25 protein-coding genes and 1 pseudogene are annotated in these 23,910 nt (G+C 66.0%); 21 read left to right on the top strand and 5 right to left on the bottom strand.

Features of this window, described 5'->3' with window-relative positions; genetic code table 11:
- The first annotated feature begins 631 nt into the window (after positions 1–631).
- Both EDF69_RS16545 and EDF69_RS16540 read left to right on the top strand, forming a co-directional pair.
- Positions 632–955, top strand: coding sequence for a hypothetical protein (locus EDF69_RS16545; protein WP_165890052.1), 324 nt, complete (start codon positions 632–634; stop codon positions 953–955).
- 80 nt (positions 956–1,035) lie between these two features.
- On the top strand, positions 1,036–1,590 hold the full coding sequence (locus tag EDF69_RS16540; RefSeq protein ID WP_132884034.1) for a hypothetical protein: 555 nt from the start codon (positions 1,036–1,038) through the stop codon (positions 1,588–1,590).
- 180 nt (positions 1,591–1,770) lie between these two features.
- Here EDF69_RS16540 and EDF69_RS16535 read toward each other — a convergent pair whose 3' ends face one another.
- Entirely contained in the window at positions 1,771–1,989 is a 219-nt protein-coding gene (locus tag EDF69_RS16535) for a hypothetical protein (protein WP_010409132.1), read from the bottom strand.
- A 635-nt stretch (positions 1,990–2,624) separates the two neighbouring features.
- On the opposite strand from EDF69_RS16535, the gene EDF69_RS16530 reads away from it, so the two are divergent.
- From EDF69_RS16530 to EDF69_RS16465, 14 genes are all read left to right on the top strand, one after another.
- A complete protein-coding gene (locus EDF69_RS16530) occupies positions 2,625–2,798 on the top strand; it encodes a hypothetical protein (protein ID WP_154651477.1) in 174 nt (57 codons plus the stop codon).
- Positions 2,791–5,310, top strand: a complete 2,520-nt coding sequence (locus EDF69_RS16525; protein ID WP_033967470.1) for a type IV secretion system DNA-binding domain-containing protein — start codon at positions 2,791–2,793, stop codon at positions 5,308–5,310. Before EDF69_RS16530 ends, EDF69_RS16525 begins: the two co-directional genes overlap by 8 nt.
- A 3-nt stretch (positions 5,311–5,313) precedes the next feature.
- On the top strand, positions 5,314–8,388 hold the full coding sequence (mobF, locus tag EDF69_RS16520; protein WP_132884035.1) for a MobF family relaxase: 3,075 nt from the start codon (positions 5,314–5,316) through the stop codon (positions 8,386–8,388).
- A gap of 2 nt (positions 8,389–8,390) precedes the next feature.
- Positions 8,391–8,627 (top strand): hypothetical protein, encoded by a 237-nt coding sequence (locus EDF69_RS16515; protein WP_033967468.1) that lies wholly within the window; start codon positions 8,391–8,393, stop codon positions 8,625–8,627.
- Positions 8,624–8,950 (top strand): hypothetical protein, encoded by a 327-nt coding sequence (locus EDF69_RS16510; RefSeq protein ID WP_132884036.1) that lies wholly within the window; start codon positions 8,624–8,626, stop codon positions 8,948–8,950. Before EDF69_RS16515 ends, EDF69_RS16510 begins: the two co-directional genes overlap by 4 nt.
- Positions 8,940–9,671 (top strand): type IV secretion protein, encoded by a 732-nt coding sequence (locus tag EDF69_RS16505; protein WP_035386407.1) that lies wholly within the window; start codon positions 8,940–8,942, stop codon positions 9,669–9,671. The genes EDF69_RS16510 and EDF69_RS16505 overlap by 11 nt, the downstream gene beginning before the upstream one ends.
- Positions 9,658–10,419: a hypothetical protein gene (locus EDF69_RS16500; protein ID WP_010409145.1), complete on the top strand. Its 762-nt coding sequence runs from the start codon at positions 9,658–9,660 to the stop codon at positions 10,417–10,419. Before EDF69_RS16505 ends, EDF69_RS16500 begins: the two co-directional genes overlap by 14 nt.
- Before the next feature lie 91 nt (positions 10,420–10,510).
- Positions 10,511–10,720 carry a hypothetical protein gene (locus EDF69_RS16495; RefSeq protein ID WP_010409146.1) on the top strand — a complete coding sequence of 70 codons (210 nt, stop codon included), beginning with the start codon at positions 10,511–10,513 and terminating at the stop codon, positions 10,718–10,720.
- Between the two features lie 38 nt (positions 10,721–10,758).
- The gene (locus EDF69_RS16490) at positions 10,759–11,076 is read left to right on the top strand and encodes a hypothetical protein (RefSeq protein WP_131818623.1); all 318 of its coding nucleotides are present in this window, start codon (positions 10,759–10,761) and stop codon (positions 11,074–11,076) included.
- Complete coding sequence (locus EDF69_RS16485; protein WP_010409149.1) at positions 11,069–11,926, top strand: CsgG/HfaB family protein; 858 nt, start codon at positions 11,069–11,071, stop codon at positions 11,924–11,926. Before EDF69_RS16490 ends, EDF69_RS16485 begins: the two co-directional genes overlap by 8 nt.
- The gene (locus tag EDF69_RS16480) at positions 11,923–13,077 is read left to right on the top strand and encodes a nuclease-related domain-containing protein (RefSeq protein ID WP_010409151.1); all 1,155 of its coding nucleotides are present in this window, start codon (positions 11,923–11,925) and stop codon (positions 13,075–13,077) included. The genes EDF69_RS16485 and EDF69_RS16480 overlap by 4 nt, the downstream gene beginning before the upstream one ends.
- Positions 13,074–13,571 (top strand): hypothetical protein, encoded by a 498-nt coding sequence (locus EDF69_RS16475; RefSeq protein WP_010409153.1) that lies wholly within the window; start codon positions 13,074–13,076, stop codon positions 13,569–13,571. The genes EDF69_RS16480 and EDF69_RS16475 overlap by 4 nt, the downstream gene beginning before the upstream one ends.
- The gene (locus EDF69_RS16470; protein WP_010409155.1) at positions 13,568–14,059 is read left to right on the top strand and encodes a hypothetical protein; all 492 of its coding nucleotides are present in this window, start codon (positions 13,568–13,570) and stop codon (positions 14,057–14,059) included. The genes EDF69_RS16475 and EDF69_RS16470 overlap by 4 nt, the downstream gene beginning before the upstream one ends.
- 96 nt (positions 14,060–14,155) lie before the next feature.
- The gene (locus tag EDF69_RS16465) at positions 14,156–14,560 is read left to right on the top strand and encodes a hypothetical protein (RefSeq protein WP_010409157.1); all 405 of its coding nucleotides are present in this window, start codon (positions 14,156–14,158) and stop codon (positions 14,558–14,560) included.
- On the opposite strand, the gene EDF69_RS16460 is transcribed toward EDF69_RS16465, so the two are convergent.
- Positions 14,545–14,685: a hypothetical protein gene (locus EDF69_RS16460; protein ID WP_231372554.1), complete on the bottom strand. Its 141-nt coding sequence runs from the start codon at positions 14,683–14,685 to the stop codon at positions 14,545–14,547. The two genes, EDF69_RS16465 and EDF69_RS16460, sit on opposite strands and share 16 nt — an antisense overlap.
- A 383-nt stretch (positions 14,686–15,068) precedes the next feature.
- Complete coding sequence (locus EDF69_RS16455; RefSeq protein ID WP_425336680.1) at positions 15,069–15,428, bottom strand: metal-sensing transcriptional repressor; 360 nt, start codon at positions 15,426–15,428, stop codon at positions 15,069–15,071.
- Here EDF69_RS16455 and EDF69_RS16450 point away from each other — a divergent pair.
- From EDF69_RS16450 to EDF69_RS16430, 5 genes are read left to right on the top strand one after another with little or no spacing between them, the layout of a single operon-like run.
- The gene (locus tag EDF69_RS16450) at positions 15,427–16,752 is read left to right on the top strand and encodes an MFS transporter (RefSeq protein ID WP_116463006.1); all 1,326 of its coding nucleotides are present in this window, start codon (positions 15,427–15,429) and stop codon (positions 16,750–16,752) included. The genes EDF69_RS16455 and EDF69_RS16450 overlap by 2 nt on opposite strands.
- Before the next feature lie 47 nt (positions 16,753–16,799).
- The gene (locus tag EDF69_RS16445) at positions 16,800–17,135 is read left to right on the top strand and encodes a hypothetical protein (protein ID WP_126013726.1); all 336 of its coding nucleotides are present in this window, start codon (positions 16,800–16,802) and stop codon (positions 17,133–17,135) included.
- 53 nt (positions 17,136–17,188) lie between these two features.
- A complete protein-coding gene (locus EDF69_RS16440) occupies positions 17,189–18,448 on the top strand; it encodes a TolC family protein (RefSeq protein WP_116463008.1) in 1,260 nt (419 codons plus the stop codon).
- Entirely contained in the window at positions 18,445–19,605 is a 1,161-nt protein-coding gene (locus EDF69_RS16435) for an efflux RND transporter periplasmic adaptor subunit (protein ID WP_116463009.1), read from the top strand. Before EDF69_RS16440 ends, EDF69_RS16435 begins: the two co-directional genes overlap by 4 nt.
- On the top strand, positions 19,602–22,823 hold the full coding sequence (locus tag EDF69_RS16430; RefSeq protein WP_116463010.1) for an efflux RND transporter permease subunit: 3,222 nt from the start codon (positions 19,602–19,604) through the stop codon (positions 22,821–22,823). The genes EDF69_RS16435 and EDF69_RS16430 overlap by 4 nt, the downstream gene beginning before the upstream one ends.
- Here the strand turns inward: EDF69_RS16430 and EDF69_RS16425 are convergent.
- Together EDF69_RS16425 and EDF69_RS16420 are read right to left on the bottom strand one after the other, a co-directional pair.
- Complete coding sequence (locus EDF69_RS16425; protein ID WP_239556174.1) at positions 22,820–23,539, bottom strand: superoxide dismutase; 720 nt, start codon at positions 23,537–23,539, stop codon at positions 22,820–22,822. The two genes, EDF69_RS16430 and EDF69_RS16425, sit on opposite strands and share 4 nt — an antisense overlap.
- A pseudogene (locus EDF69_RS16420) lies at positions 23,536–23,892 on the bottom strand (chromate transporter); the annotation flags it as partial. The gene EDF69_RS16425 and the pseudogene EDF69_RS16420, both read right to left, overlap by 4 nt.
- Positions 23,893–23,910 lie beyond the last annotated feature (18 nt).

The raw sequence follows: 23,910 nt of genomic DNA, 5'->3' as shown, positions 1-23,910 counted from the left end.
CCCATCGCGCCGCGTGGGACTGACCTATCGGTCGATCACGCCACGTTGCCCGCTCGGCACGGCTCGCTCGCGGCAGGGCAATGCCGTCGCATTGCCACTGCCAGCTACGCCTCGCCGGTGCCGGGGTCGATACCGACACCCGTCGCATCGCCTCGCTCGCTTTGCGGTCATCGCTGAATGCGATGACCAGCGCGCTACGCCTCGGCCGATACGACTGGCGATCGTCGTTGAACACCAATCGGCACGCCTCGCTTGCTTCACGGCGATCCCTTCGGATCGCCGGTTCGCTACGCATCGCCGTGCCGATCGCGTTGGCTTATCGACCGCGCCGTCTCGCTCGCATCGCGGCCACGCCTGCGCGTGTCACGCTCGCTACGCATCGACCGGCGCGGTTCAACCGGCGTCACGCTTGCGGCATCAGCACGGCTCGCTGGCGGGCGCGGCGATGCCGTCGCATCGCCTGCACTGCCGCTGCGCATCGCGCCGTGCCGATCGCACCCATTGATCGGCCACGCCGTCTCGCTCGCATCGCGGCCACGCCTGCGCATGTCGCGCTCGCTACGCATCGACCGGCGCGTCTCACCCGGCATGTCGCTTGCCGCATCGGCACGGCTCGCTGGCGGGCGCGGCGATGCCGTCGCATCGCCTGCGCTGCCGCTGCGCATCGCACCGTGCCGATGCCATCGCGCAGGAGCTGACCGGCACGGCTCGCTCGCTTCACGGCGATCCCTTCGGATCGCCGGTTCGCTACGCCTCGCTCGTGCCGATCGCACCCGCTTATCGACCGCGCCCGTCTCGCTCGCATCGCGGCCACGCCTGCGCGTGTCGCGCTCGCTACGCATCGACCGGCGCAGTCCGACCGAAGCCCGGCTCGCTCGCGGTGCCGCAATGCCTGCGCATTGCGAGCACCAGCTACGCATCGCTCGGGCACCCGGTCCTGCGGACCGACCCATGACCCCGTGATCGGCCATGCCGATCCTGACGGATCGGAAGGGGAGGGGAACCGGAGATGATGGTTCCAATGGGAGACAGACCATGTCGATCACCTTCTTCCTCAGCGTCGATCGCAAAGCCGACGCCGCGCCCGCCGTCATCACCGCCCGCCAGCTTGCCGCGTTCCGCGCCTTCGCCCGCGAACGTGGCCAGCTGCTCGAAGACGAGGATGATGACCCGCTCGTGTCGTGCTCGTTCGAAGCTCGCGTCTGCCCCTGGTCGCTCGCGTCGATCTGCGCGATCTTCGATCACGATGTGGGTGTCATCGCCGTGGTCGAGGAAGCCCAGTTCCGTGGCCTCAACGTGCGCTTCTGGCACGATGACGCGACCCGCACGATCACGATGCGCGTCGCCAGCACCCCGGACGGCGCAGCGGATTCCAATCTCGCGAACGGCAACGCCTTCCACGTCCTCGACGCGCTACGACTTTCGGACGATAATTGCGGCAGCATGCCCATCGGGCAACTACGCGAAACACTCGGCCAGCCCTATGTTCGCCGCGACCTTGGTCGCCTCGATGGTCGTTACCTCGAACGCTTCGACACCCTCGCTGCTCAGGCCGACACCAGTGAAGGGATACGCATGGTCTGGGGATAGCCTCCCTCCAGTCGCCATCGCGTCGGGGAGCATCGGGCTTCGCCTCGATGCTCCCCATTCTTATGCCTGAATGGACCGAAGCTTCGCCAACTCGGCCCAAGCATTGAAAAGGGGAGCGCCTAACGGCAGCTCCCCTTCTATTTGCATGATGGGCTTGAGCCCGCTTTCGCGCTGACCCGCTTACGCGGTCAGGCGCTTCACGGTCTCGGCGATCCCGAGTTTCTTGATCGCTCCAATGATCGCGCTGAACTGGGCAGGATCGGCCTTCATCAACCCCGACCGTTCCACCTCCTTCAGCAGCTCCGAACGCTCACGATCGGCCAGTTGCTTGCGGCGTTCGTTGAGCCGCTGTTCGTCCGCCTCAAGCTGTGCCCGTTCCTGCTCGATACTCCGTGCCATATGACCTGCCTTTTCTGATCGTGGATCGGCCTCCATTTCCCACGATGCCAGCACCGCTCCACCGGCACAATAGCGACACTCATAATCGCTCGCTGGTCCGGCTTTACCGGACCAGCATGAGGCGACGGACACTGACCTTCGGCCAGGTCCGTCGTCGGGCGGGATTGCTCCGCCCAATACCCTTCGGTCCAGTCCGGTGGTCGCCTGCCTGCGGCGCTTACTCTCCCGGAACCCAGTCCAATGATCGGACATCCAGCCATGATGCCACCACCACCGCGACAGTCCCTAAGGATTTGCACACCGTACGCGGCACGCCGCAGGTTAAGTGTCTGTAATTGCCGGTGTTTGCAGGGGCAAACATGTTTGCCCCTGCAAACGCCTTGGTGGTTCTCCCCTAAGCGCTTGAGAACGCGCGAAAATCCCTGTTTGCAGGGTGAATGCGTTTTCACTCTATACCTCGGGACCAGGCTGTAGTATTTTCCACTCTCCGAAAACCCCACCAGCCACTTTCAAGTGGGTGGTGAATGTCTAACTCGACGATAGCTTTCAGACTTTCGTCTGAAGAGATTGCGGCACTTGATCGTGTAGCCGCGAAACGGTCGTGCTCCCGGTCTGAGGCCGCGCGCACTGCGCTTATGTTCGGTATCCGTTTCGCTGAGGCCGAGCATACTTTCAACATCACCCGTGCGGTCCTCGTTCTCGAGTACATGCAGGCGGCGATCGACGTGATTATCACACGCGATCACGGCGACGTCGTACCCCAGCTTCGCGAAGCCGCGAAGGAGCGCCTGGCGACGTTCCATGCGTAGCGGCGACATCCGGTTCAACGGTCAGGCGGCGACCGTAAAGCACCATTCCGCGCGGGGGCGGATCACCCGCAACTCGGGCAATTTCACCCGCGGTTCGCAGCTTCTCGCCAGTCAGTACAAGATGACCTGGGCGGGCCTCCAGGTGCCCATCTGGATATGGCTGGGGACGTTCATCGTCCTGTTCAATATCTTCGTCTGGCTGGGCCTCGCCGAGCATGAATTCCAGCTCGACCTGATGAAGCTCTATTCCGCCATCTGGACGTGGGTCGGCGGGGACAAATTCCACCTCATCAACCTGACCTTGCCAAACGGCATCGTGACCAAGGTTCCGATCGGCTACGTCCCCTACGAACCCCATGTCGTTCATGCCTGGGCGAAGACGGTCAAGATCTTCCTGACGACACTCGTCATGTCGGCCTTCATCGCAGCACCGATCATCATGTGGTTCATCATGTGGGCAAACAAGCGCGGCAGCGACATGCTCCAGGAACGCCACAACCGCGGCGCCCTGTTGGTCGAGCGTGACGTGCTCGTCAAAACTGTCAGCGGCCACAACCGACGCAAGTTCCGCACCGAGTGCGCCGAACACGATCCGCCGTACGTCCCCGAACTCGTCGCCAAGGCTCCGATCCTCGATCGGATCGACCGGGGCATCCACGTTCCATACACGATCGCCGGCATCCCCTATCCGTGGCGGCTCGAACAGAGCCATACCATGCTCATCGGCACCACCGGCACCGGCAAGACGACCCAGCTGCGCAGCCACGTCTCGCAGCTTCGCGCGCGCGGTCATCGCGCGGTCATCTTTGACCTGACCGGCGTGTTCGTGGAGACGTTCTACAACCCAGAAACCGACGTCATTCTCAACCCTATGGACGAGCGTTGCGCGCCGTGGACGCTGTTCGACGAATGCCGCAACTATGCCGACTTCGTTTCGGCCGCATCGGCCCTCATTCCCTCGCATCCCGACGACAAGGAACCGTTCTGGCAGAACGCCGCGCGGATGCTCTTCATCGAGATGTGCCTGAAGCTTCAAGAGATGGGTGAGGCGAACAACGCCGCGATCGCGCACCACCTGATGCAGGCCGATCTGAAGTCGATCAACGCCAAGCTCGATGACACCATCGCCGCCCCGCTGACGACCGAGAAAGCCGCCCGCATGGCGGAATCGATCCGCTCGGTTCTGAACGTCAACGGACAGGCGCTACGCTTCATGCCGGACCCTGTCCCGGGCGGCCCGCCCGCCTTCTCGATCCGCGACTGGATCGCGACCGACAATCGCGACGGCTCGATCATGTTCATCACCGGCTCGTACAACGACCTCGAGATGACCCGCGGTCTGTTCACGCTGTGGATCGATCTGGCCGTCAACAACCTCATGCGCCTGCCCAAGACCCGTGACCTGCGGACCTGGTATCTGTTTGACGAAGTCCATGCGCTTCACGCGCTTCCTGGTATCGAGCATGGCCTCCAGTCGGCCCGCAACTTCGGCGGTGCGTTCGTCCTTGGGATCCACTCGTTCGACAAGCTGGTCGCGACCTATGGCTTGCAGAACGCGACCGCGCTCACCGGACTTGCGCGCACCAAGCTGATCCTCGCCACCGCCGATCGAACCACAGCCGAAAAGTGCTCCGAGTTCATCGGCAGCCGCGAGGTCCGCCAGATGGATGAGGCCTACAGCTACGGCTACAACAACACCCGCGACGCCTCGACCCTCACGCCTCGCACGGCGATCGAGCCGCTGGTCATCCCCGACGACATCAACAACCTGCCGTCGCTCCACGGCTTCGTGAAGTTTCCCGATGGATTTCCCGCTGCGCGGATCGAACTCAAATACCGCTCCTATGCCGAGGTCGCGCCGGGGGCGGTGCCCCGCAAGAACTTCAAGCCTACCGAATACGTCTCGCCGGAAGACCGGCGTCGTCAGAACACCCGGAACAATGGCGCGGATGAGGGGGGTGAGGGTGGCCGCGAGCATACCCCCACACGGCCTGTGGGGGGCGTGGAGGCGAAGGAAAGGCAAGAGCCGGACCTGACCGCCTCGCAGCCCGAGAAGCCGCGTAGCGAGGCTGAAAAGGCGGCTGCGGCGATGGAGGTCACCGGGTCGCTGCCGGTGGTGATCGATCAGATAACCGGCAAGGGCGTCGCCAGCAGCCCGACCGGCGTCGATGCCGTCCGCGCGTCGGATGCCGCAACGAGGGTCGGGGGCGAACCTTCCAAGCCTGTGACGGGAGGTTCATCCAGTCTGGATGCCCAACTCGGCGGCATGGGCATGTCCCTGATCGAGAACCGTGCGGGTCCGCAGAGCGGGGTGGATCCGACGCGCGGCGAGGCGTCACGCCATGCCCCGGAAAGCCGGTCCGATCGCGGTGATGCCGATCGCCACGAGGACCAGGCGACCCGCGAATTGCGCGATGGGTTTGCGACGCAGCGCGACCCCGATCACCACCATCGTCATCACGGCCCGGATCATTCGCCGGAGATCGATGACGACATGGACATGGGGATGTAGCCGATGCTGTCGATCGCTTCCGTCAAGTCCGCCTCCGGCGCGGCGCAGTATTTCGCCAAGGACGATTACTACACCGCCGAGCATTCGTCCGAGGCGACCGCCTGGGGCGGGGTGGGCGCGGCCGACCTTGGCCTCAAGGGCGAGGTGACCAAGGAAGACTTCGAGAAGATCCTCAACGGCGAGATGCCCGATGGCGAAAAGGTCGGGCAGGTCGAGGGTCGCAGGCTCGGTGTCGACCTGACCTTCTCGATGCCGAAGTCCGCCAGCGTAATGGCCTATGTCGCTGGCGACACCCGTGTCCTCACCGCGCATATGAACGCCGTAAAGGCGACGATGGGATGGGTCGAGAAGACCTTCGCCGAAGGCCGCACCTACGATCAGTCCAGGTCAGGGGATGCGGTGCGAACCGGCAACCTCGTCTATGCGCTGTTCCAGCACGACACGAGTCGCGCGCTCGATCCACAGGGCCACATCCATGTCCTGATCGCCAACATGACCAAGATGGCGAACGGGGCATGGCAGGCGCTCCACAACCAGCAGCTGTGGAAGAACAACACGACCATCGGCGCGGCCTACCACGCGCAGTTTCGCGCCGAGCTGGCGAAGATCGGCTACGAGACCAGCGTCACCGGCAAGCACGGCCAGTTCGAGATCGCCGGCGTGCCCAAGCAGGTGATCGACACCTTCAGCCAGCGGCGCGCCGATATCCTGGCGAAAGCCGGCGAACTCGGTGTCACCTCCGCCGAGGCGTTGCGCAAGGTGACCAACAATACCCGCGACGCCAAGCTGAACGTCGAGGATCGCGATGCCCTGCGTCAGGAGTGGCGCGACCGGGCGGCCGCGCTCGGGTTCGACGGCAAGGCGCTGGTCGATGCCGCGCGCGAGCGTGCTGGCGCCAGCGGCCTCGATGCCCAGCCACGACCGATGGAGCGCCTCGGTGACGTCCTGGCCAATCTCCGCGAAAGCCTGGGCGAGTTATTCCGACCCGCCGATCCGCTCGTCGCCAGCGGCCTCGACCGGCTGCGCATCGCGCCGGTGGATCTGCGCGCCCAGCACGCCGTCGCCTCCGCGATCCGCATCCATGCCCAACGCGAAGCCGCGTTCGCGGTGCCGGACATCACCAGGACCGCGCTCGACCTCGGGCTGAAGGGTGTCACCGCCGCGCATGTCGACGCGCGCGTCTCCGAGCTCATCCGCAACGAGAAGCTGATTCCGGGCAAGGATGACCGGATCGACAGCGTCGTCACCCATGTCACGACGCCCGAGGCGCTCGCGACGGAGCGCGGCATCCTTGCAGAGATCGAGCGCGGCAAGGGGGAGGGGCGGGTGATCGTCTCCGCCGACACCGTTATCGAGCGGATCAACGCCGCATCGGGCGACAAGGAACTCAATGCAGGGCAGATGGCGGCCGCGACGATGGCGCTCACTTCCGCCGATCGCATCGTCGCGGTCCAGGGCGTCTCGGGCGCCGGCAAGTCGACCATGCTGGCGAGCGTCGCGCGCAATGTCGAGCAGGAAGGCGGCAAGGTGGTCGGTCTCGCGCTCATGAAGGCGACCGCCGATCGTCTCGGCGCCGAAGCCGGCATCGAGAGCCGCACCGTGTCCTCGTTCGTCCACAGCTATGCCCGCCACGCGCTCGCTGGGAAGGGCGCGGGCTATGACGGCGCGCGAGACGCGCTCGCCGGCACCACGCTCATCCTCGACGAAGCCTCGATGGTCGGCTCGGAGCAGATGAAGCACCTGGTCGGCATCGCCAATGCGCTCGGCGTCGATCGCTTCCTGATGATCGGCGATCGCCAGCAGATCACCGCGGTCGACGCCGGCAAGGCGTTCGCGCTCGCGCAGGCCGGCGGGATCACGCTGGCGCGGATGGACGAGAATCTGCGCCAGCGCACCGAGCAGCTGCGCACCGTCGCCGCGCTGACCAACCGCGGCGAGGTGCGCGAGGCGATGGCGATGCTCGGCGACAAGGTCACCGCCAACCCCGAGCATGTGAAGGCCGCGGCCGAACACTGGCTGGGCCTAACCCCCGAACAGCGCGAGACCACCGCGATGTTCTCGTCGGGCCGCGTCGCGCGCGCAGAGCTCAACGTGCGCATCCAGGACGGCCTCGCCGCGGAGGGCACGTTGAAAGGGGACGGCGTCGTCACCCCGGTCCTCGACAAGGTCAACGTCACGCGCGAGGAACTCCGCTACGCGCATACCTATAAGCCCGGCCAGGTGATCGACCTGCGCCATGCCATGCGCGAGCTCGGCCTCAGCCCCGGCACCTATGACGTGCTCGGCGTCGACGCGAAGGGGCGCGTTCAGGTCCAGATCGGCAACCGGGTACGGACCTTCGATCCGCAGAAGATATCGCCGGTCGACAAGACCGACGCGATGCAGCTCGCCCAGCGCGAGCAGATCAAGCTGCATGAGGGCGACAAGATCCGCTGGACCCAGAACGACAAGGACCGCGGCCTCAACAACAACGATATCGCCCGCGTCGTCTCGGCCGACCCGTCGGGGATCAAGGTGGAGGCGAGCGACGGCACCCTCCACGAGCTGAAGGCGGGCGATCCGATGATGGAGCGGATCAGCCTCGCCTACGCGCTCAACATGCACGCGGCGCAGGGCATCACCACCGACACCGCGATCGCGGTGATGAGCCACAGGGAATCGAACCTCTCCAACCAGCGGCTGTTCAACGTCACCGTCACGCGCGTCCGCGACGACATCCAGCTGTTCACCGACGACCGCGAGAAGCTGACCGCCGCGATCGAGCGCAACGAGGGCAACAAGACCTCGGCGCTCGAGACCACCGGCGCGCTGTCGATCGACCCCGATCGCGGCGCTGCCGGCGCAGCCACGAAAGCCGGCGCGGGCGAGACGTTCAACCCTTCGCTGCCGCCCGACCTCGATCGCGGACCGGAGAAAGTCGGAGGCGAGCCGAGCGCAGATACAGCCCGCCCCTCGACCGGCGGCAAGATCGACATCCGTACCGATCCCTCGCTCGACCTCTCCCGGTTCAGCGTCCCGGTCGAGCCCAAAGGGCCTGAACTTCCCTACCCCGAAAAGGACATCGGACTGGAGCTATGAGCATGACCACATCACCACCGACCTGGGACCAGGTGATCGCCACCAAGCACTGGCACGCCTGCGACCTCGACACTCATACGCTCACGCAATGCAGCCAGCTCGCGCGGCGCGACGATGCGCTCGACTGGGGCGGCGAAACGCTTGCGATGGCCGCGATTTTCGGCCTGACCTACGTCTTACTCCTGCCGCTCACCCGCGCGCTGCGTGCCCTCCGGGTCCGGTCCGAGCCAGCACGATGAGCCTCGCCGACCGCGACTATATGCACGGGCCTCCCCGCATCGGTCGGACCTCGCGGCTCGACACGCCGCCCTGCGACGCGATCGAGGGCGCGTCCGAGCATCTCCAACAGGCCCGCAGGAAGCCCGTGGAGCCACGGTCAACCGCGCCGCGCGTGCTCGTCCCCCTGACGCGCCGGCTGCGTCAGGCGGGGCTCCTGGCGGCCGTGGTGGCGGCTTTCACCTTCGCCTGGGCGGTCGGATGCGGAATCGTCAGCGCGTCGCTCCACACCGATGGTGGAATTTTCGTTCCGCCCGCAACCCAAGGTACGCCCGGTGGACGGTAGTTTCCCTTTTCGCTTCCGGCGCCAACCCGAGCCGACGCACGCGACCCTCACGATCGCCGAAACCGCGGATCTGACGGCAGCGGCGCTTGAAGCGGTCCGCGCCGGTGACGGGGGCCGGCTCGCGGTATTCGGCGATGGCGACGCGATCGCCGAACTCGCCGACCAGGTCCGCGACCAGCTGATCGACCCCGCGCGCGGCAACTGGGACTTCTTCGCAGACCATCCGAGCGACTATGCACGCTCGTCCGCGATCGAAGCGTTCCTTCCCGACGATCCTGACGTTTGCTCGGGCTACACCTGCGCTTCGCGCTATGTGCTGCTCCGCGCGATCCAGCATGCCGGCGATGAACCTGGTGCGACCCTTTCGGCCGTCCGCGATCTGATACGGGATCTCCCGCCGGAAGCCGTCGCAGAGGCGGCGGGACACGATTCTGGAAACGGTCACGCCCTGCGTTGGGGAATGACCGTGCTGGCCGGCGTGCGACGAGCGACCCACGCTTTCGCCGACCACGACCGGCTGATGCCCAGGATCTCCATCGCGCGCTGGCTGGCAGGATCGGCGTCGACCATCCTGTTCGTACGACGCGAACCTGGACTGACTTCGAGCGAGGTTGTCGCCGTCGAGGCCTCGCTGCGCGATCACGCGATGCTGTCCAGAATGGACGTGTTTCCCCTGGCTCTCCCCTCGCAGTCGATGGAGGTGGTCGATGGGCATCGATGATCGCGACTATATGCGCGATCGCTACCGCAAGCGGCAGGGGCTCGATCCCGGTGCGACGCAATGGAACGATCGCAAGGCACGGGTCGAGCTGAACCGCTTCGGGTTCAGGAAATCGGTGCCGCTGGGGAGCGCGAGCTGGATATCTGGCGGATCGAAAGGGTCGTGGTTCGAAGCCAGGAACAGGGGCCACGATTATCAGCGCGGTCGATGGCGGCCCCGCCCGCGCTTCACGCCGGCCCCTTACTGGCAGGCGCTGGGCGTCGGTGTTGCCATCGCACTGGTCCTTGCGGCCTGGGCCGGGCAGGGCCAGATCAAGCGCGCAACCTCCAGCCTGTTCGCGTCAATCGTGGGGACGAACACCGGTTTTCCGGAATCGGGAACGGTCGCCGTCTCCTCCAGCGTCGACCTGCGAACCGTCAGAAGCCACCTGACCATTCAGGGTGCGGCAGACAATAGCATCGTCCAGCTGCTCGATCCGGCGACGGCGAAGAACCGGCTGTCGGTCTATGTCCGCGCCTTCGAGCGTGTCACCGTGCCAGCCCCGCTCGGCCAATATCGCGTCCGCTTCATCCACGGCCGCGAATGGGCAGATTCTCGGACCTTCTTCGGCAAGGGCACGCTGCACGACGAGGTTGCCGGCGTGATGCTGTTCACGCGACGGGTCGGGCACACGCTCGATCTTCGTCTGGGGGCCGACAGCAATCTCGTGGTCCGGCGCATCGCCGCCAAACCGGCCTCGATCCAGTGACACTGTCCTTCATCCACGCGCGGGGATTTCGCATCGCACCGCCAGGACCGGCCCCCGCGCGCCGGCACGGCGATCAACCGGGACAGGAGACATGAGCAACTGGGATTTCGAGGAAATGGGCGAGTTCGGCTCGGATGCCGACGCAGACCGCTGGGCGAAGCGCAACAACATCGCCCCGCAGGATGTCCGCATTCGCCGCAAGGGGGACGGGGTTGAGCTGGAGGTCCGGCGCTCGGCGCTGGGCGACAGCAGCGCCCGCCACGATGACCGTCGCGACGGCCGACGCAACGGTTTCTTCTGAAAACGGCCAGGGAAGGAGTACACACGATGAAACTGAAGATGATCGCCGCGCTGGGGCTTGCCGCCCTCTCCGTGGCCTTGCCGTCGGCCGCCAGCGCGCAGTCGTCGGCGCCGGTCCTGCTCGCGATGGCGAGCTTCGCCGGAAGTCATGCCGGCACCGATGCCGCGCGCGAGGTCGAGGCGAAGAAGGCGCGCTATCGCGCGCACGCGCTTCACAACGGCAAATGCAAGGACTGCGCGGACTGTCCCGACTGCAAGGACTGTGACGAAGCCGCGAAGAAAGTTGCGGCGGACGAGGAGCGTGCCGGGATCTGCGATCCCGCAGCGCATGCGAAGAAGGCGGGCGCCGGTGCTTGATCGCACCCGCATGCTCGTCGTGACGGCCGCGCTCGCGGCCGTCACACCTTCAATGGCCCACGCCCAGAAGCTGGGGCAGGGCGGCACCGGCGTCGACGAGACGACCGCCGTGCCGCAATGCCAGGTGCCGCTCGGCGTTGCCGCGCTGGTTGAGGAGAAGGCCGCCAACCCGGCCGATGGCCTGTCGCCGCAACTGCAGGCGCTCATGCGCATGGCGGAGATGCAGAACGGCGGTTCGACCGCGCGCGTCGACGCGCTGCCACTGGTCAAGCTGATGATCGCGCGATCCAATTGCTTCCGCGTCGCCGATCGCGGCGAGGCGTTCAGCGCGCTCGAACGCGAACGCGCGATCAATGGCGGGACTGCCACAACCCGGCCTGTCACCAAGGCGGATTATCTGATCGAGGTGAAGGTGGTCTATTCCGACGCCAAGTCGCGTGAGAGCGGGGGCGGGGTCGGCGGTGTGTTCGGCGGGGCGGTCGGGCTCAAGTCGAAGACACTCGAAAGCCAGGTGCTGATGACGCTGGTCGACGTGAACACCGGCATCCAGGAAGCGGTCGCCAGCGGGTCGGCGCGCAAGAAGGATATCGGCGTCGTGGGCGGTGGGCTGTTGCTCGGCCTTGGCGTGGGTGCGCTCGGTGGAAGCTACGCCTCGACCGACATCGGCAAGATCACCACGCTGGCGACGCTCGATGCGTTCCGCAAGCTGATCGAGGATGCACGGCCACGGCTCGAGGCGAGGCTGGTGCCGGCCAAGCCGCCCGCAATGGTGCCTCCCGCCTCCGCGCCGCTACCGGCGCAGGCGGTTCAACCGCTGCCGCAGCCAAATCCGGGAACGCCGAAACGATGATCCGCAAGAAATCGACCCGCGCGGCCGAGATCGCATTTGCCGACGAAGTGATGGCGTCCGACGAGTTCGCGGCTCTCCCCGAGCGCGTGCGATCGACGGTGCGGAACCATCGCCAGGGGATGCGGGGCGAGCGCGAGACCGCCTATATGCTCGATCACCAATTCGGGCCTGACAACGACCGCAACCTGCTTATCCACGATCTGCGCCTGCCGGACGGGCAGGGCGGGTTCGCGCAGTTCGATCATATCCTGCTGTCGCGGGCGTCGCGCACCGCCTCGATCTTCGAATCCAAGAACTACTCTGGCCGGATCTCGAAGAACGAGCATGGCGAATGGATGGTCTGGTATCGCTCGCAACGTCAGCCGCAGAACATCCCCAATCCGGTCGAACAGGCCAAACGACAACGCAAGGTGCTGCAGGCGTGGCTGAAGCGAAAAGGGCATGACAGGGCGTTCGCGGAGGTCGGCGTATTCGTGTCCGTTCCGCCCACCGCGATGATCGACCGTTCCAAAATCGGCAGCGACGAGCCGATCTACAAATGCGACAACCTTTACAAAGCCTGGGTGCCGTTCGGCGGGTCATCGCCCCTGGGACGAATGTTTTCGACCGGCGTCACCGCCGCGCAGATGGTCGAGATCGCCGACCAGCTCATCGCCGACCATGTCCAGGAGGGCGATATCTATACCCGCCTCGGCATCGTTCCTGACAGCACGGACGCCGCCGATACGTCTCATACCGGCGACCCGTCTGGGCCGATCAACATGCCCATCGTCCAGGCCGCGTCTGTGCCGGAATTGCCGCCGTACGTCGAGGCAGAGCCTGTCACTGTTCATCCGGCGCAAAGTCCCTCCACATCGGTAGCGGTTGAATGCACCGTTTTGGAGGTATCGCCCCCTGCCAAGGCGGTTCCCGTCAAGGCGGGCGCACCTATCGAGGTATGCGCCGGGATCGTCGAGCGGACACTGCCAGATGGCCGCATCGCATTCAGGGCCGCGCGCGACGATGAGATCGGCAGGGAGGTTCTTTCCGCGTTGTGCAAGGGCAAGGCGATCTGGAACCCGAGATTCTCCAACTGGATCTGCGTGCCCGACGTCGCCGACGTGATCCGGGCTGCACTTCCCGATGCGATCAGGGTCGGCCACGTCGCATGAATATGATCAGCCTGCCCCGGCCCGAATGCCCGTATTGCCATGAGGCGATGCGCCGCTGGCCGCTGGGGCAGCACATGCTGGTCTGCGACACCTGCCGCCGTCCGATCGTGCGCTACCTCGCTGCGCCCTCGCGTCGGATCTTTCGGCTGCGCCCGCTCTACAGCGTCATCAACGCCATCGCGCTGTTCATTCTGGTCGCGACCTTTCTCGCCATCGTGATCGCCCGCGCCGACATCCGGCATATCATGCTGGCCGTCGCGATCCCCATCGCGATGTTCGGCGCGAGCGATATCGGCGATGGCTGGCTGTCCTGGCGTACCTCGCTCGATCGAGGGTGGAACCACCTTCGCAAGGGTCGCAAGGCGCGGCTGATCGGGCTGGCACGCGCAGCGTTCGGCATCGCCGGCTGTGCTGTCGCCATCTTCGGGCTACTTGCCTACGGCGACATGACCACTCCACGAAAACCGCTTGCCCATCAGGCTGGTCGGCCATGATTCCCTTCTGCCTGATCCTGGGCGACAGCACCGCGGTCGGCACGGCGCAGGCATTGGCAGCACAGGGCATACGCTGCGAGGTTCATGCGCGCGTGGGTGCCGGTTCGGCCGAGATCGAGCGGCGGGTGAGGGGCGCTTCGGCCGCCACCGTCGCCCTCATCGCACTCGGGTCGAACGATGCCGCCAGTCCGGCGCTCCCAACCAACCTTCTTGCGCTCAGGCGGCGAACCACCGCCGTCAAGGTGGCCTGGCTTGCCCCCTACGACCTGCGCGCGTCATCCATTGTCACGTCGATCGCGGCACGTTTCGGCGACACCGTCATCCCGCTGCGGGCGCAACCGAGCCGGGATGGCATCCATCCGGTCAGCTATCGCCCCGTCGCCAAGTCGCTGCGGTGGGGGGCGGTCGCCCCCTTCAGAGCCGGCGTAGCGCCGGCGCCGATCGCGCGCGCGACCGTGCTGGTGATGAGCAGCCCACTCGGGTCGTGATCGCCATCTTCATGCCGCGAGCATCGGTCGCCGGAACCGAACGGCTCGACTCAATCCCGCTGGAACAAATCCGGCCCATATGACAGGCTGAACGTCATGGACCATCGCATCACCCACACCTGCGGCCATGAGCAAACCCATTTCATTGCCGGGTTCGCGTCGCAGCAGGAGCGCAAGGCCACCTGGCTGCGCACGACGGTCTGCGGCGCGTGCTACCGCAAGCAGCGCCAGGAAGAGAACGAGCGCGACGCCGCGGCCTCGCAACAAGCCGTTGCCCATCTGTCGCTGGCGCCGCTCAACGGCTCGGAACGACAGGTCAGCTGGGCAACGACCATTCGCGCGAAACGGATCGCCTTGCTGCGCAAGGATCAACCTCTCGATAGCGTCGAAACCGGCGCGGCGCTGCTCGGCATCGCGGACGCCAAATGGTGGATCGACAACCGCGACGCGACCGACGCGCAGTTGCTCGCCTCGGCAGGGGTGGCTCAGGCTCCCGGCTGAACCGGCGTCGTCACCGCATTCTTCAGCGGCGCGGGCTTCTTGCCGTCAGGCAGCGTCCTGCGGAGGTGCTCGTGGACGATCGCAGCCGAGAAGGGCTTCGGGATGAACGTCGCCTTCTCGGGCATGTCACCCGGATTGGGACGGATATTTGTAGGGGCTTGCAATCGTAGCGGTGTCTGCTCGCCAACAGCGCTATTTCCTGCTCACGCTATCTGCCACTGGCGCGTGGCACCGTGCTCGAATTAGCTGCCAATGTGCTCGCCATCATCCGGCGCTGCTCGCAAACGAGGCGTCGCACTCACGTTATCTGCCAACAGCTTCGACCGCCAAGGGGAGGTCGATCAGACGGCCATAGGTTGTCCCGTTTCTCCATCTGCACCGGGCAGTTTCGGGAAAAGCCAATCGGGAACACATTTCGGGAAAATGGCGCCCTCGTTGCCATCGAGCGCGCCTTCCCGCCGTCAGCCGTCCCACGCGACCTTCCCAATCGGGAAAGCGGAGTGCCGCGTCACCAGTATTTCGAAATCGCCCGAAACTGCTCGACCGCAACCTTCGTCCCTTCACCTTCCTCGGCATGAACGAGGCAGTGGTCAATATGGTCGTTGATGAGCGCGCGCTTGGCGCTGGCAATCGCGCTTTCGACGGCCTGGAGCTGCTGGGCGATGTCGACGCATGGCCGCTCTTCCTCGATCATCCCGACGATGCTGCGCAGATGACCCGCTGCGCGGTTCAGGCGCTTGATGATCGCCGGGTGGCTGGAGTGCGCGTTATGAGACATGCCCTCAATGTAGGATGCCGGCACCGATGTTGTCGAGTATCCCCCCAGGGGGATAGACGGCATCCCCCTAGGGGGATATGAGGCGTCCATGCTCAGCGTCCTGGCAAACCGGACTTACCGTCATCTGTTTCTCGCCCAGATCATCGCATTGATCGGGACGGGACTTGCGACCGTTGCGCTGGGACTGCTGGCTTATGACATCGCTGGTGGCAGCGCCGGGGCCGTGCTGGGCACGGCGCTCGCGATCAAGATGGTCGCCTATATCGGCGTCGCCCCGATCGCCGGAGCGTTCGCCAACCGCGTACCCCGGCGGGCGTTGCTTGTCAGCATGGATGCGATCCGCGCGGCCGTGGCGATCTGCCTGCCGTTCGTGAACCAGGTCTGGCAGGTCTATGTCCTGATCTTCGTCCTGCAATCGGCGTCGGCCGCGTTCACGCCGACGTTTCAGGCGACCATCGCGGACGTTTTGCCGGATGAGCGTGACTATACCCGCGCCCTGTCGCTGTCGCGTCTCGCCTATGACATGGAGAGCCTGACCAGCCCCATCCTTGCGGCCGGCCTGCTGACGGTGATGAGCTATCACTGGTTGTTCTCGGGCACGGCGATCGGCTTCATCGCTTCGGCGCTGCTCGTCGTCTCGACGGTCCTGCCCCGGCCCGCACCAGTCGAGGATCAGGGCGGCATTTACGACAAAACGACGCGGGGAACGCGCATCTACCTCAGGACGCCGCGCCTGCGCGGACTGCTGGCCCTGACGCTCAGCGCCGCTGCCGCGAGCGCGATGGTCATCGTCAACACCGTCGTCATCGTGAAGGGCCTGGGCCTGAGCCAGCGCGATGTCGCACTGACGCTCGCCGCCTTCGGAGGCGGCTCGATCACCGCGGCGCTGACCCTGCCGCGGGTATTGGACAGGATCGCCGATCGCACGGTGATGATCGTCGCCGCTGCCGTGCTGACGATCACGCTCGCGGCGCTCGCCGCGATCAGCGCGACGATGACGCCGGGCGCTGCCTATTGGCACGTCCTGCTGGCGGGCTGGCTGGTCATGGGCGTCGCCTACTCCGCAAGCCTCACGCCGTCCGGACGACTTCTTCGCCGATCGGCCAATGCCGAGGACCGGCCCGCCCTGTTCGCGGCGCAGTTCGCACTCAGCCATGTGTGCTGGCTGATCTGCTATCCGCTCGTCGGACAGTTGGGCGCTCGCGTCAGCATGAGCGCGGCCTTCGTCGGCATGGCGGCGCTGTCCGCGATCGGCGTCGTCGCGGCGCTTCGCCTATGGCCGGCGCATGATCCGGACGTCATTCCGCATGACCATGCCGATCTACCCGCCGACGATCCCCACCACGCAGAGCACGCCAAGGGCGATCATGCTTTCGTGATCGATCGCCGTCATCCGAAGTGGCCGAACCGGTGATGCGCTTGTCCGTTACAGGCGGTCAGCGTAGTTTCGGCAGAATGCCTATGCGTCATCCTCGATCCGCGCTGCTGGGCGCCGTGCTGGCGCTCGTCGCCATGCTCGGCCTGATCGGCCTGTCGGGGTGGCACAATGCGATCGTCCATGACGACGATGCGATCCATGCGTCAGTGATCGAGCATAGCCACGATACGCCCGAGAAATCCGATCCCGATGCACCGATCCATGTGTTGGCGCACGCGACAGGGCATTGGGTAGCGTTTGACGGGGCGCTCCCGTCCGAGCGGATGATCCTCGTTGCCGACCGGCAATGGATGATCGGCACCGCTCGTCTGCCCGGAGGGATCGACCCCGCAGAGTTTCTTCGACCTCCACGAGCCTGAGCCGGCACCGGCGCCAACCGCGCCACCAAGCTCACCTTTGCAGGAAGAAGATCATGAACGGCCCCAGTCGCCGGCAGCGCAGGCTTGCGCTGGCCGGTATGCTCGTAATGCTGTGCCCCATCGGCACGGCCGGTGCGCAGACGGCACCACCCTTCGCCCAGCTCCTGCGTCAGGCGCAGACGGCTCCGCGCGTGACCGCCCTCGATGCGGACGTGGCCCGCGCGCAAGGCCTTGCCGAACAGGCGCGCGCGCGGCCCAATCCCTTCATCAACGTCTACGCCGAGAACTTCGCCGGCGACTTGCAGAACAACGCGCGCAATCAGCAGCAGACCACCTTCCAGATCGATCAGCCGATTGAGCTGGGGGGCAAGCGTTCCGCCCGGATCGCGGCCGGGGAGGCGGGCATCGCCGCGGCGCAAGCACGGAACCGCGATGGCCGTCTGCTCTTCGCCACTGAACTGGCGCGCGCCTATGCGAGTGCCGAGGTAGCGGAACGCCGGATCGCGCTCGCCGAGGACGAGGTGGAGGAGGCGACCGCCGACCTGAAGGTCGCTCGCGCCCTTGTCGGTGCCGGCAAGGAAGCACGGTTGCGCCAGCTTCAGGCGGAAACCGAACTCGCGACCCTCGAAGCCGATCTTGAAGTCGCGCGTGCCCAGAAGACAGCGGCGCTCGCGCGGCTTTCAGGCTTGGCAGGTTCCCCGACGACGTTCACCGGGGTTGGGGAATCCCTGCTCGATCGGATGAACGCGCGACCGTCGAGCGGACCGGTCGATCCGATGCAGGCAACGACGGTCAAGGTCGCGGAAGCGGAACGGGAGGCAGCTGCAAGAGCCGTTACGGTACAGCAACGGCTTGCTGTTCCCAACATCACGGCGCAGCTTGGCGTTCGCCAGCTTCGCGTCGCCAGCGGCCCCGCCGTCGTCGCCGGGGTATCGGTGCCGCTGCCGTTCTTCGATCGCAACCGGGGCAATATCGATGCAGCCCGTGCCGATCTTCAGGGAGCCGAAGCCCGCGCCGCAGCGGCGCGGCTCGAAGCGGAGACCGGCGCGCGGGCCGCTTTCGTCCTCGTGCAGGCCGCCGATACGCGCGCGGTAGCCGCACAGCGAACGATGCGGACCGCCGAGGAGGCGTATCGCCTTGCACGTATCGCCTATGAGGCGGGCAAGGCACCGCTGATCGAACTGCTTGCCGCCCGTCACAATCTCGGCGCCGCCCGAGGCGTCATCCTCGACGCCGACATCGCGCGTCTCGACGCCCGCGCCAACCTTGCCCGCCTGTCGGGCCTCAGCATCACCGGAGAAGCGGTCCAATGACCGGAAAACATCGTCTCTATGCCGGGGCCGCCATCGGGCTGGTCGCGGCTGCCGCGCTCGGTTTCGGCGTCGCACGCCTCACCCAGGCACCTGTTCCGACACCGGCCCCGACAGAAGCCGCCACACCGGCAGCGTCGAACGACAGGCTGGTCATCACGCCGCAAGCTATTGCGACGTCGCAGATCACCGTCGCCCCTGCCGCTTCAGGCGAGCTGGATGCTGCTGTCATCGCCTCCGCGACGGTTGAGGCCACACCGGACGCGGAAGCGTTGCTGACGGCCCGCGCACCGGGGACGATCACGCGCATCTTCTCGCGGATCGGCGATCCTGTCCGGGCAGGCCAGACACTCGCCCTGGTCGAAAGCCGGGACGCCTCGCAGATCGCGGCCGACCGTTCATCGGCATCGGCGCGCGTGACGCTCGCCCAGCGCCAGCTCGCGCGCGAACGGACCTTGCTCGCACAGGGCGTCAGTCCCCGTGCCGACTACGAGGCCGCACAGGCCAACCTCGCGGTGGCTCAGGCCGACGCGCGCCGTGCCAGCGCCGCGGCAGGCGCCGCGCGTGTTACCGGCGACGGACGCTCCGTGGCGATCATCAGCCCGATCGCCGGCCGTGTGACTGCTGCTGCTGCCAATCTCGGCCAGTATGTCGCGGCGGAAACCGAGCTGTTCCGGGTCGCCGATCCGCGTCGATTCCAGATCACCGCCAACGTGCCCCCGGCCGATGCCATGCGGGTCCGCACCGGCGATCGGGTCGAGCTGAGCACCAGTGATGGCCGCACCATTGAAGGCCGGGTCCGTGCCGCAACAGGCGTCGTTGATCCGCAGTCGCGCACCGCGACGATCGTGGTGACGCCGACCGCCGGCACCAGCACGCTCGCACCCGGACAGCTCGTCCAGGCGCGCATCCTGGCCAGCGGCGGTGCGACCAAGGGCGGCGTCATGGTCCCACAGGATGCCGTGCAGACGCTGGGCGATAGGACGGTGGTGTTTGTCCGGACGCCGCAGGGGTTCAAGGCGCAGCCTATCCGCATTGCCAACCGCTCTGGCGGCATGGTCGCCGTTGCCGAAGGTATTAGCGCGGGCACGCAGATCGCCACGACCAACGCCTTCCTCATCAAGGCCGAACTCGAAAAGAACGTGGGAGGCGAGGAATGATCGAGCGCATCCTTTCGACATCGGTTCGCCTCCGATGGCTGGTCGCGTTCCTGACCCTCGTCGTCGTCGCGTTCGGGGCATGGCAGATCACCAAGCTGCCGATCGACGCGGTGCCAGACGTCACCAACCGTCAGGTGCAGATCAGCACCTTCGTCCCCTCGCTCGGCCCGGTCGATGTCGAAAAGCAGGTGACGTTCCCCGTCGAGACGGCATTGGCGGGCATCCCCGGGCTGGAGATGACGCGCTCCTTCTCGCGCAACGGCTTCAGCCAGGTGACGGCGGTCTTCACCGACGCGACCAGCATCTACTTCGCGAGGGCGCAGGTCACGGAACGGCTCGCCCAGGCGAAGGACAGCCTGCCGGCAGGCGTGCAACCCAACCTCGCGCCGCTCAGCACCGGCCTCGGCGAGATCTTCTTCTACTCGATCGCCTTCCGTCACCCGGACGGCAAGGGCGTGAAGACGGTCGATGGTCAGCCGGGCTGGCAGTCGGACGGCAGCTATCTGACGCCGGAGGGCGAGCGGCTGACCACCGAACTCGCCAAGGCTGCCTATCTGCGCACGGTGCAGGACTGGATCATCCGGCCGCAGATGCGCAACGTGAAGGGCGTTGCCGGGGTCGATTCCAATGGCGGTTATGTCAAACAGTATCTGATCGAACCCAACCTCAATGCGCTCGCCTCCTACGGCATCTCGATCACCGAGCTGGCCGATGCGATGGAGCGGGCGAACGTCTCGGCAGGCTCGAACTATGTGCGCCGCGCCGGCGAGAGCTTTCTGGTTCGCGCCGATGCCCGCCTGAAGTCGATCGAGGACATCCAGGAGGCGGTCGTCGCCACCCGCAACGGCGTGCCCGTGCGGGTCAAGGACGTCGGGCAAGTGATGATCGGTGGTGCGGTCCGCACCGGGTCGGGCAGCCGCATGGGATCGGAGGCGGTCATCTCGACCGTGCTGATGCTGGTAGGCGAGAACAGCCGCATCGTCGCGACCGCGGTCGGAGAGAAGCTGGAACAGGTCAACCGGACGCTGCCGCCCGATGTATTCGCCGAACCCGTCTATAACCGCTCGAAGCTGGTCAACGCGACGATCGCGACGGTCGAGAAAAACCTGATCGAGGGCGCGTTGCTCGTCATCGTCGTCCTGTTCCTGTTGCTCGGCAACGTCCGCGCCGCGCTCATCACCGCCGCGGTCATTCCGATCACGATGCTGATGACGGCATCGGGCATGAATGCGCTGGGCGTATCCGGCAATCTGATGAGCCTGGGCGCGCTCGACTTCGGCCTGATCGTCGACGGGGCGGTCATCATCGTCGAGAATGCGCTGCGCCACCTCGCCGAGCGCCAGCACGCCGAGAACCGCCTGCTGACGCTGGACGAGCGCCTTGAGACGACCGCCGCATCGGCGAAGGAGATGATCCGGCCGACCGTCTTCGGCCAGCTTATCATCTTCCTCGTCTTCGTCCCGCTGCTCACGTTCCAGGGCGTCGAGGGAAAGACGTTCTCGCCGATGGCGACGACGCTGATGATCGCGCTGGCCTGCGCCTTCGTCCTGTCGCTGACCTTCGTGCCGGCGATGATCGTGATCCTTATCAAGGGCCGGGTCAGCGAAACGGAGGTGAAGCCGATCCGCTGGTTCAAGGAGCGGTATGCGCCGCTGCTGGGCAAGGCGATCGCCCGACCGTTGCCCTTCATCACGGCCGGTGCCGGCGTGTTCGTCGCGGCGGTGTTCTGCTTCGGCTTCCTCGGCGAGGAGTTCATGCCGCAGCTCGACGAGAAGGACATCACCGTCACCAACTTCCGCGTGCCCTCGGCCTCGATCGACCAGTCGACGCAGATGCAGATGCGGATCGAGGATGCGTTGAAGACGCTGCCGGAGGTGGCGCTGGTCTTCTCCAAGAACGGCAACGCCGACCTCGGCACCGATCCCATGCCGCCCAACTCGTCGGACACCTATGTCATTCCCAAGCCGGAAAGCGAATGGCCGGCGGAGGTAAAGACCAAGGAGGATATCATCGCCCGCATCGAGGAGCGGATGAAGGGGGTCATCGGCAACCGGACCGAAATCCAGCAGCCGATCCAGATGCGCTTCAACGAGCTGATCGCCGGCGTCCGCGCCGACGTGGCGATCAAGCTCTATGGCGACGACCTCGATGCAATGACCGCACAGGCCCAGAAGATCGCCAATGCGGTGCGCACCATCCCGGGCGCGGGCGACGTCAGCGTCGAGCAGACGGACGGCGCCCCCACCTTCGACGTGCAGATCGACCGCCAGGCTGCCGGACGGCTTGGCCTCTCGGTCGAGGAGGTGGCGAACACCGTCTCGGCCGCGCTGGGCGGCCGGGAAGCCGGGCTGTTATTCGAGGGCGATCGGCGCTTCTCGGTGGTGGTGCGCCTGCCCGACGCGCAGCGTGACGACATCGATACGCTGGGCGCGATCCCGGTCATGCTGCCGACGCCCGAGGGACAGACCGCGCGCTCGATCCCGCTGCGCGAGGTGGCGCGGTTCAATTATACGCAAGGGTTGAATCAGATCAGCCGCGAGAACGGCAAGCGCATGATGACCGTTCAGGTCAATGTGCGTGGACGCGACCTTGGCGGCTTCGTCAAGGAAGCCGAAGCCCGCATTGATGCGATGCCGCTTCCTGCCGGCATGTATACCGGTTGGGGCGGCACCTTCGAGAGTCTGCAATCGGCGCGGCTTCGCCTGATGCTGGTGGTGCCGATCTGCTTCTTGGCGATCTATGCGCTGCTCTACATGGCGCTTGGCGGCTTCATCCCCGCGCTGATCGTCTTCTCCGCGGTGCCGATGGCGCTCGCGGGCGGCGTCTTCGCCCTGCTGCTGCGCGGCATTCCCTTCTCGATCACTGCCGCAGTCGGGTTCATCGCGTTGTCGGGCGTCGCGGTCCTCAACGGCCTCGTCATGATGGGCGCGATCCGCAAGCACCGCGAGGAAGGCGAGGACGATGATCGGGCTATCGCCGATGGTGCGATGGAGCGGGTTCGTCCGGTTCTGATGACGGCGCTGGTTGCGTCGCTCGGCTTCGTACCGATGGCGCTCGCCACCGGCACGGGTGCGGAGGTGCAGCGCCCGCTCGCCACGGTCGTCATCGGCGGCCTCATCACGTCGACCGCGCTGACGCTGCTGGTGCTGCCGGCGATCACCGCATGGGCGTCGCGTTTTCAGCGACGCCGCAAGGTGGCCGAACCAGTCCTTGCCTAGATCGGTGCCGCCAGTCGCTCGAACCGGCGACTGGCAGCATCCCAGCTCAGCACCTTCATGTACGTATCAACGTAATCGCCGGCCTTCGCGCCATAGTCGATCGCATAGGCGTGTTCGTACATGTCGAGCGCCAGAAGCGGCGTTCCCCCTGCCAGCGTCATCGTATGATCGGCAGCCCATTGGTTCGTCAGACGCCCGTCCCGTTCGCTCCAGGTGAGCAATACCCATCCCGACCCGGCAGCCAGCGCCTTGCCCATGCCGGTAAACTCGGCCGCCCAGCGCGCATGGCTGCCGAAGTCGCGTTCGATCGCCTGCGAAAGCCGTGCGCCCGGCCGCGAAGCACCGCCCAAGCCCGCGAAATAGATTTCGTGCAGGATCATCGAGTTCCAGGCGATCAGCTCCTCACGCTTCAGCCCGTTGAGCGTGAAGCCCGGTGCCGTCATCGGGTCGAGCCTGGCAAACTCGGCCTTGATCGCTCCGAGGCGCTTGACCGCACCAATATAGTTGTTGTCGTGGTGGCTGGTCAGCAGCTTGGCGGACAGCCCGGGAAGCGTTGCTGCATCGAACGGTAGCGGCCGGGGCGTGAAGGCTGGCGCCGGGTTGGCAGGAGCTTGTGCGGCCACAGGCCCGCCCAACGAGGCGGCACCCGCTGCGATCCCCAGACCCAGCGCCGCACGACGATCGATCGCATCCATCGACTTCTCTCCGCTATTCATCGGATTACCCCAAGCCCATAAAGCGCCAGCCCCACAGCCGACGTCGCCAGCAGGGTCGTGATGACCCCCGCCCGCGTCATGAAGATCGCGTAGGCTGCGCCCAGCGAGAGGACGAAGGCGGCCGGATCGATGCTGGTCAGCACCGGCGCATCGAAGCGGAACGGCCCTGCTGCCACCATCGTCGTTTCGCGAAACAGCGTATGCAGCGCGAACCACACCGCGAGGTTGAGTACGACGCCCACGACCGCCGCGGTGATCGCCGACAGCGCGCCCGCGACGGCAGCGTTACCGCGCAGTCGCTCGATGAAGGGCGCACCGAGGAAGATCCACAGGAAACACGGCACGAACGTTAGGGTCAGGACCCATTGATA

It is taken from the genome of Sphingomonas sp. JUb134 (assembly GCF_004341505.2).
GTDB lineage: Bacteria > Pseudomonadota > Alphaproteobacteria > Sphingomonadales > Sphingomonadaceae > Sphingomonas.
Note: the sequence above shows the minus strand (reverse complement) of the source record. Positions and strands in the feature narration are given on the sequence as shown.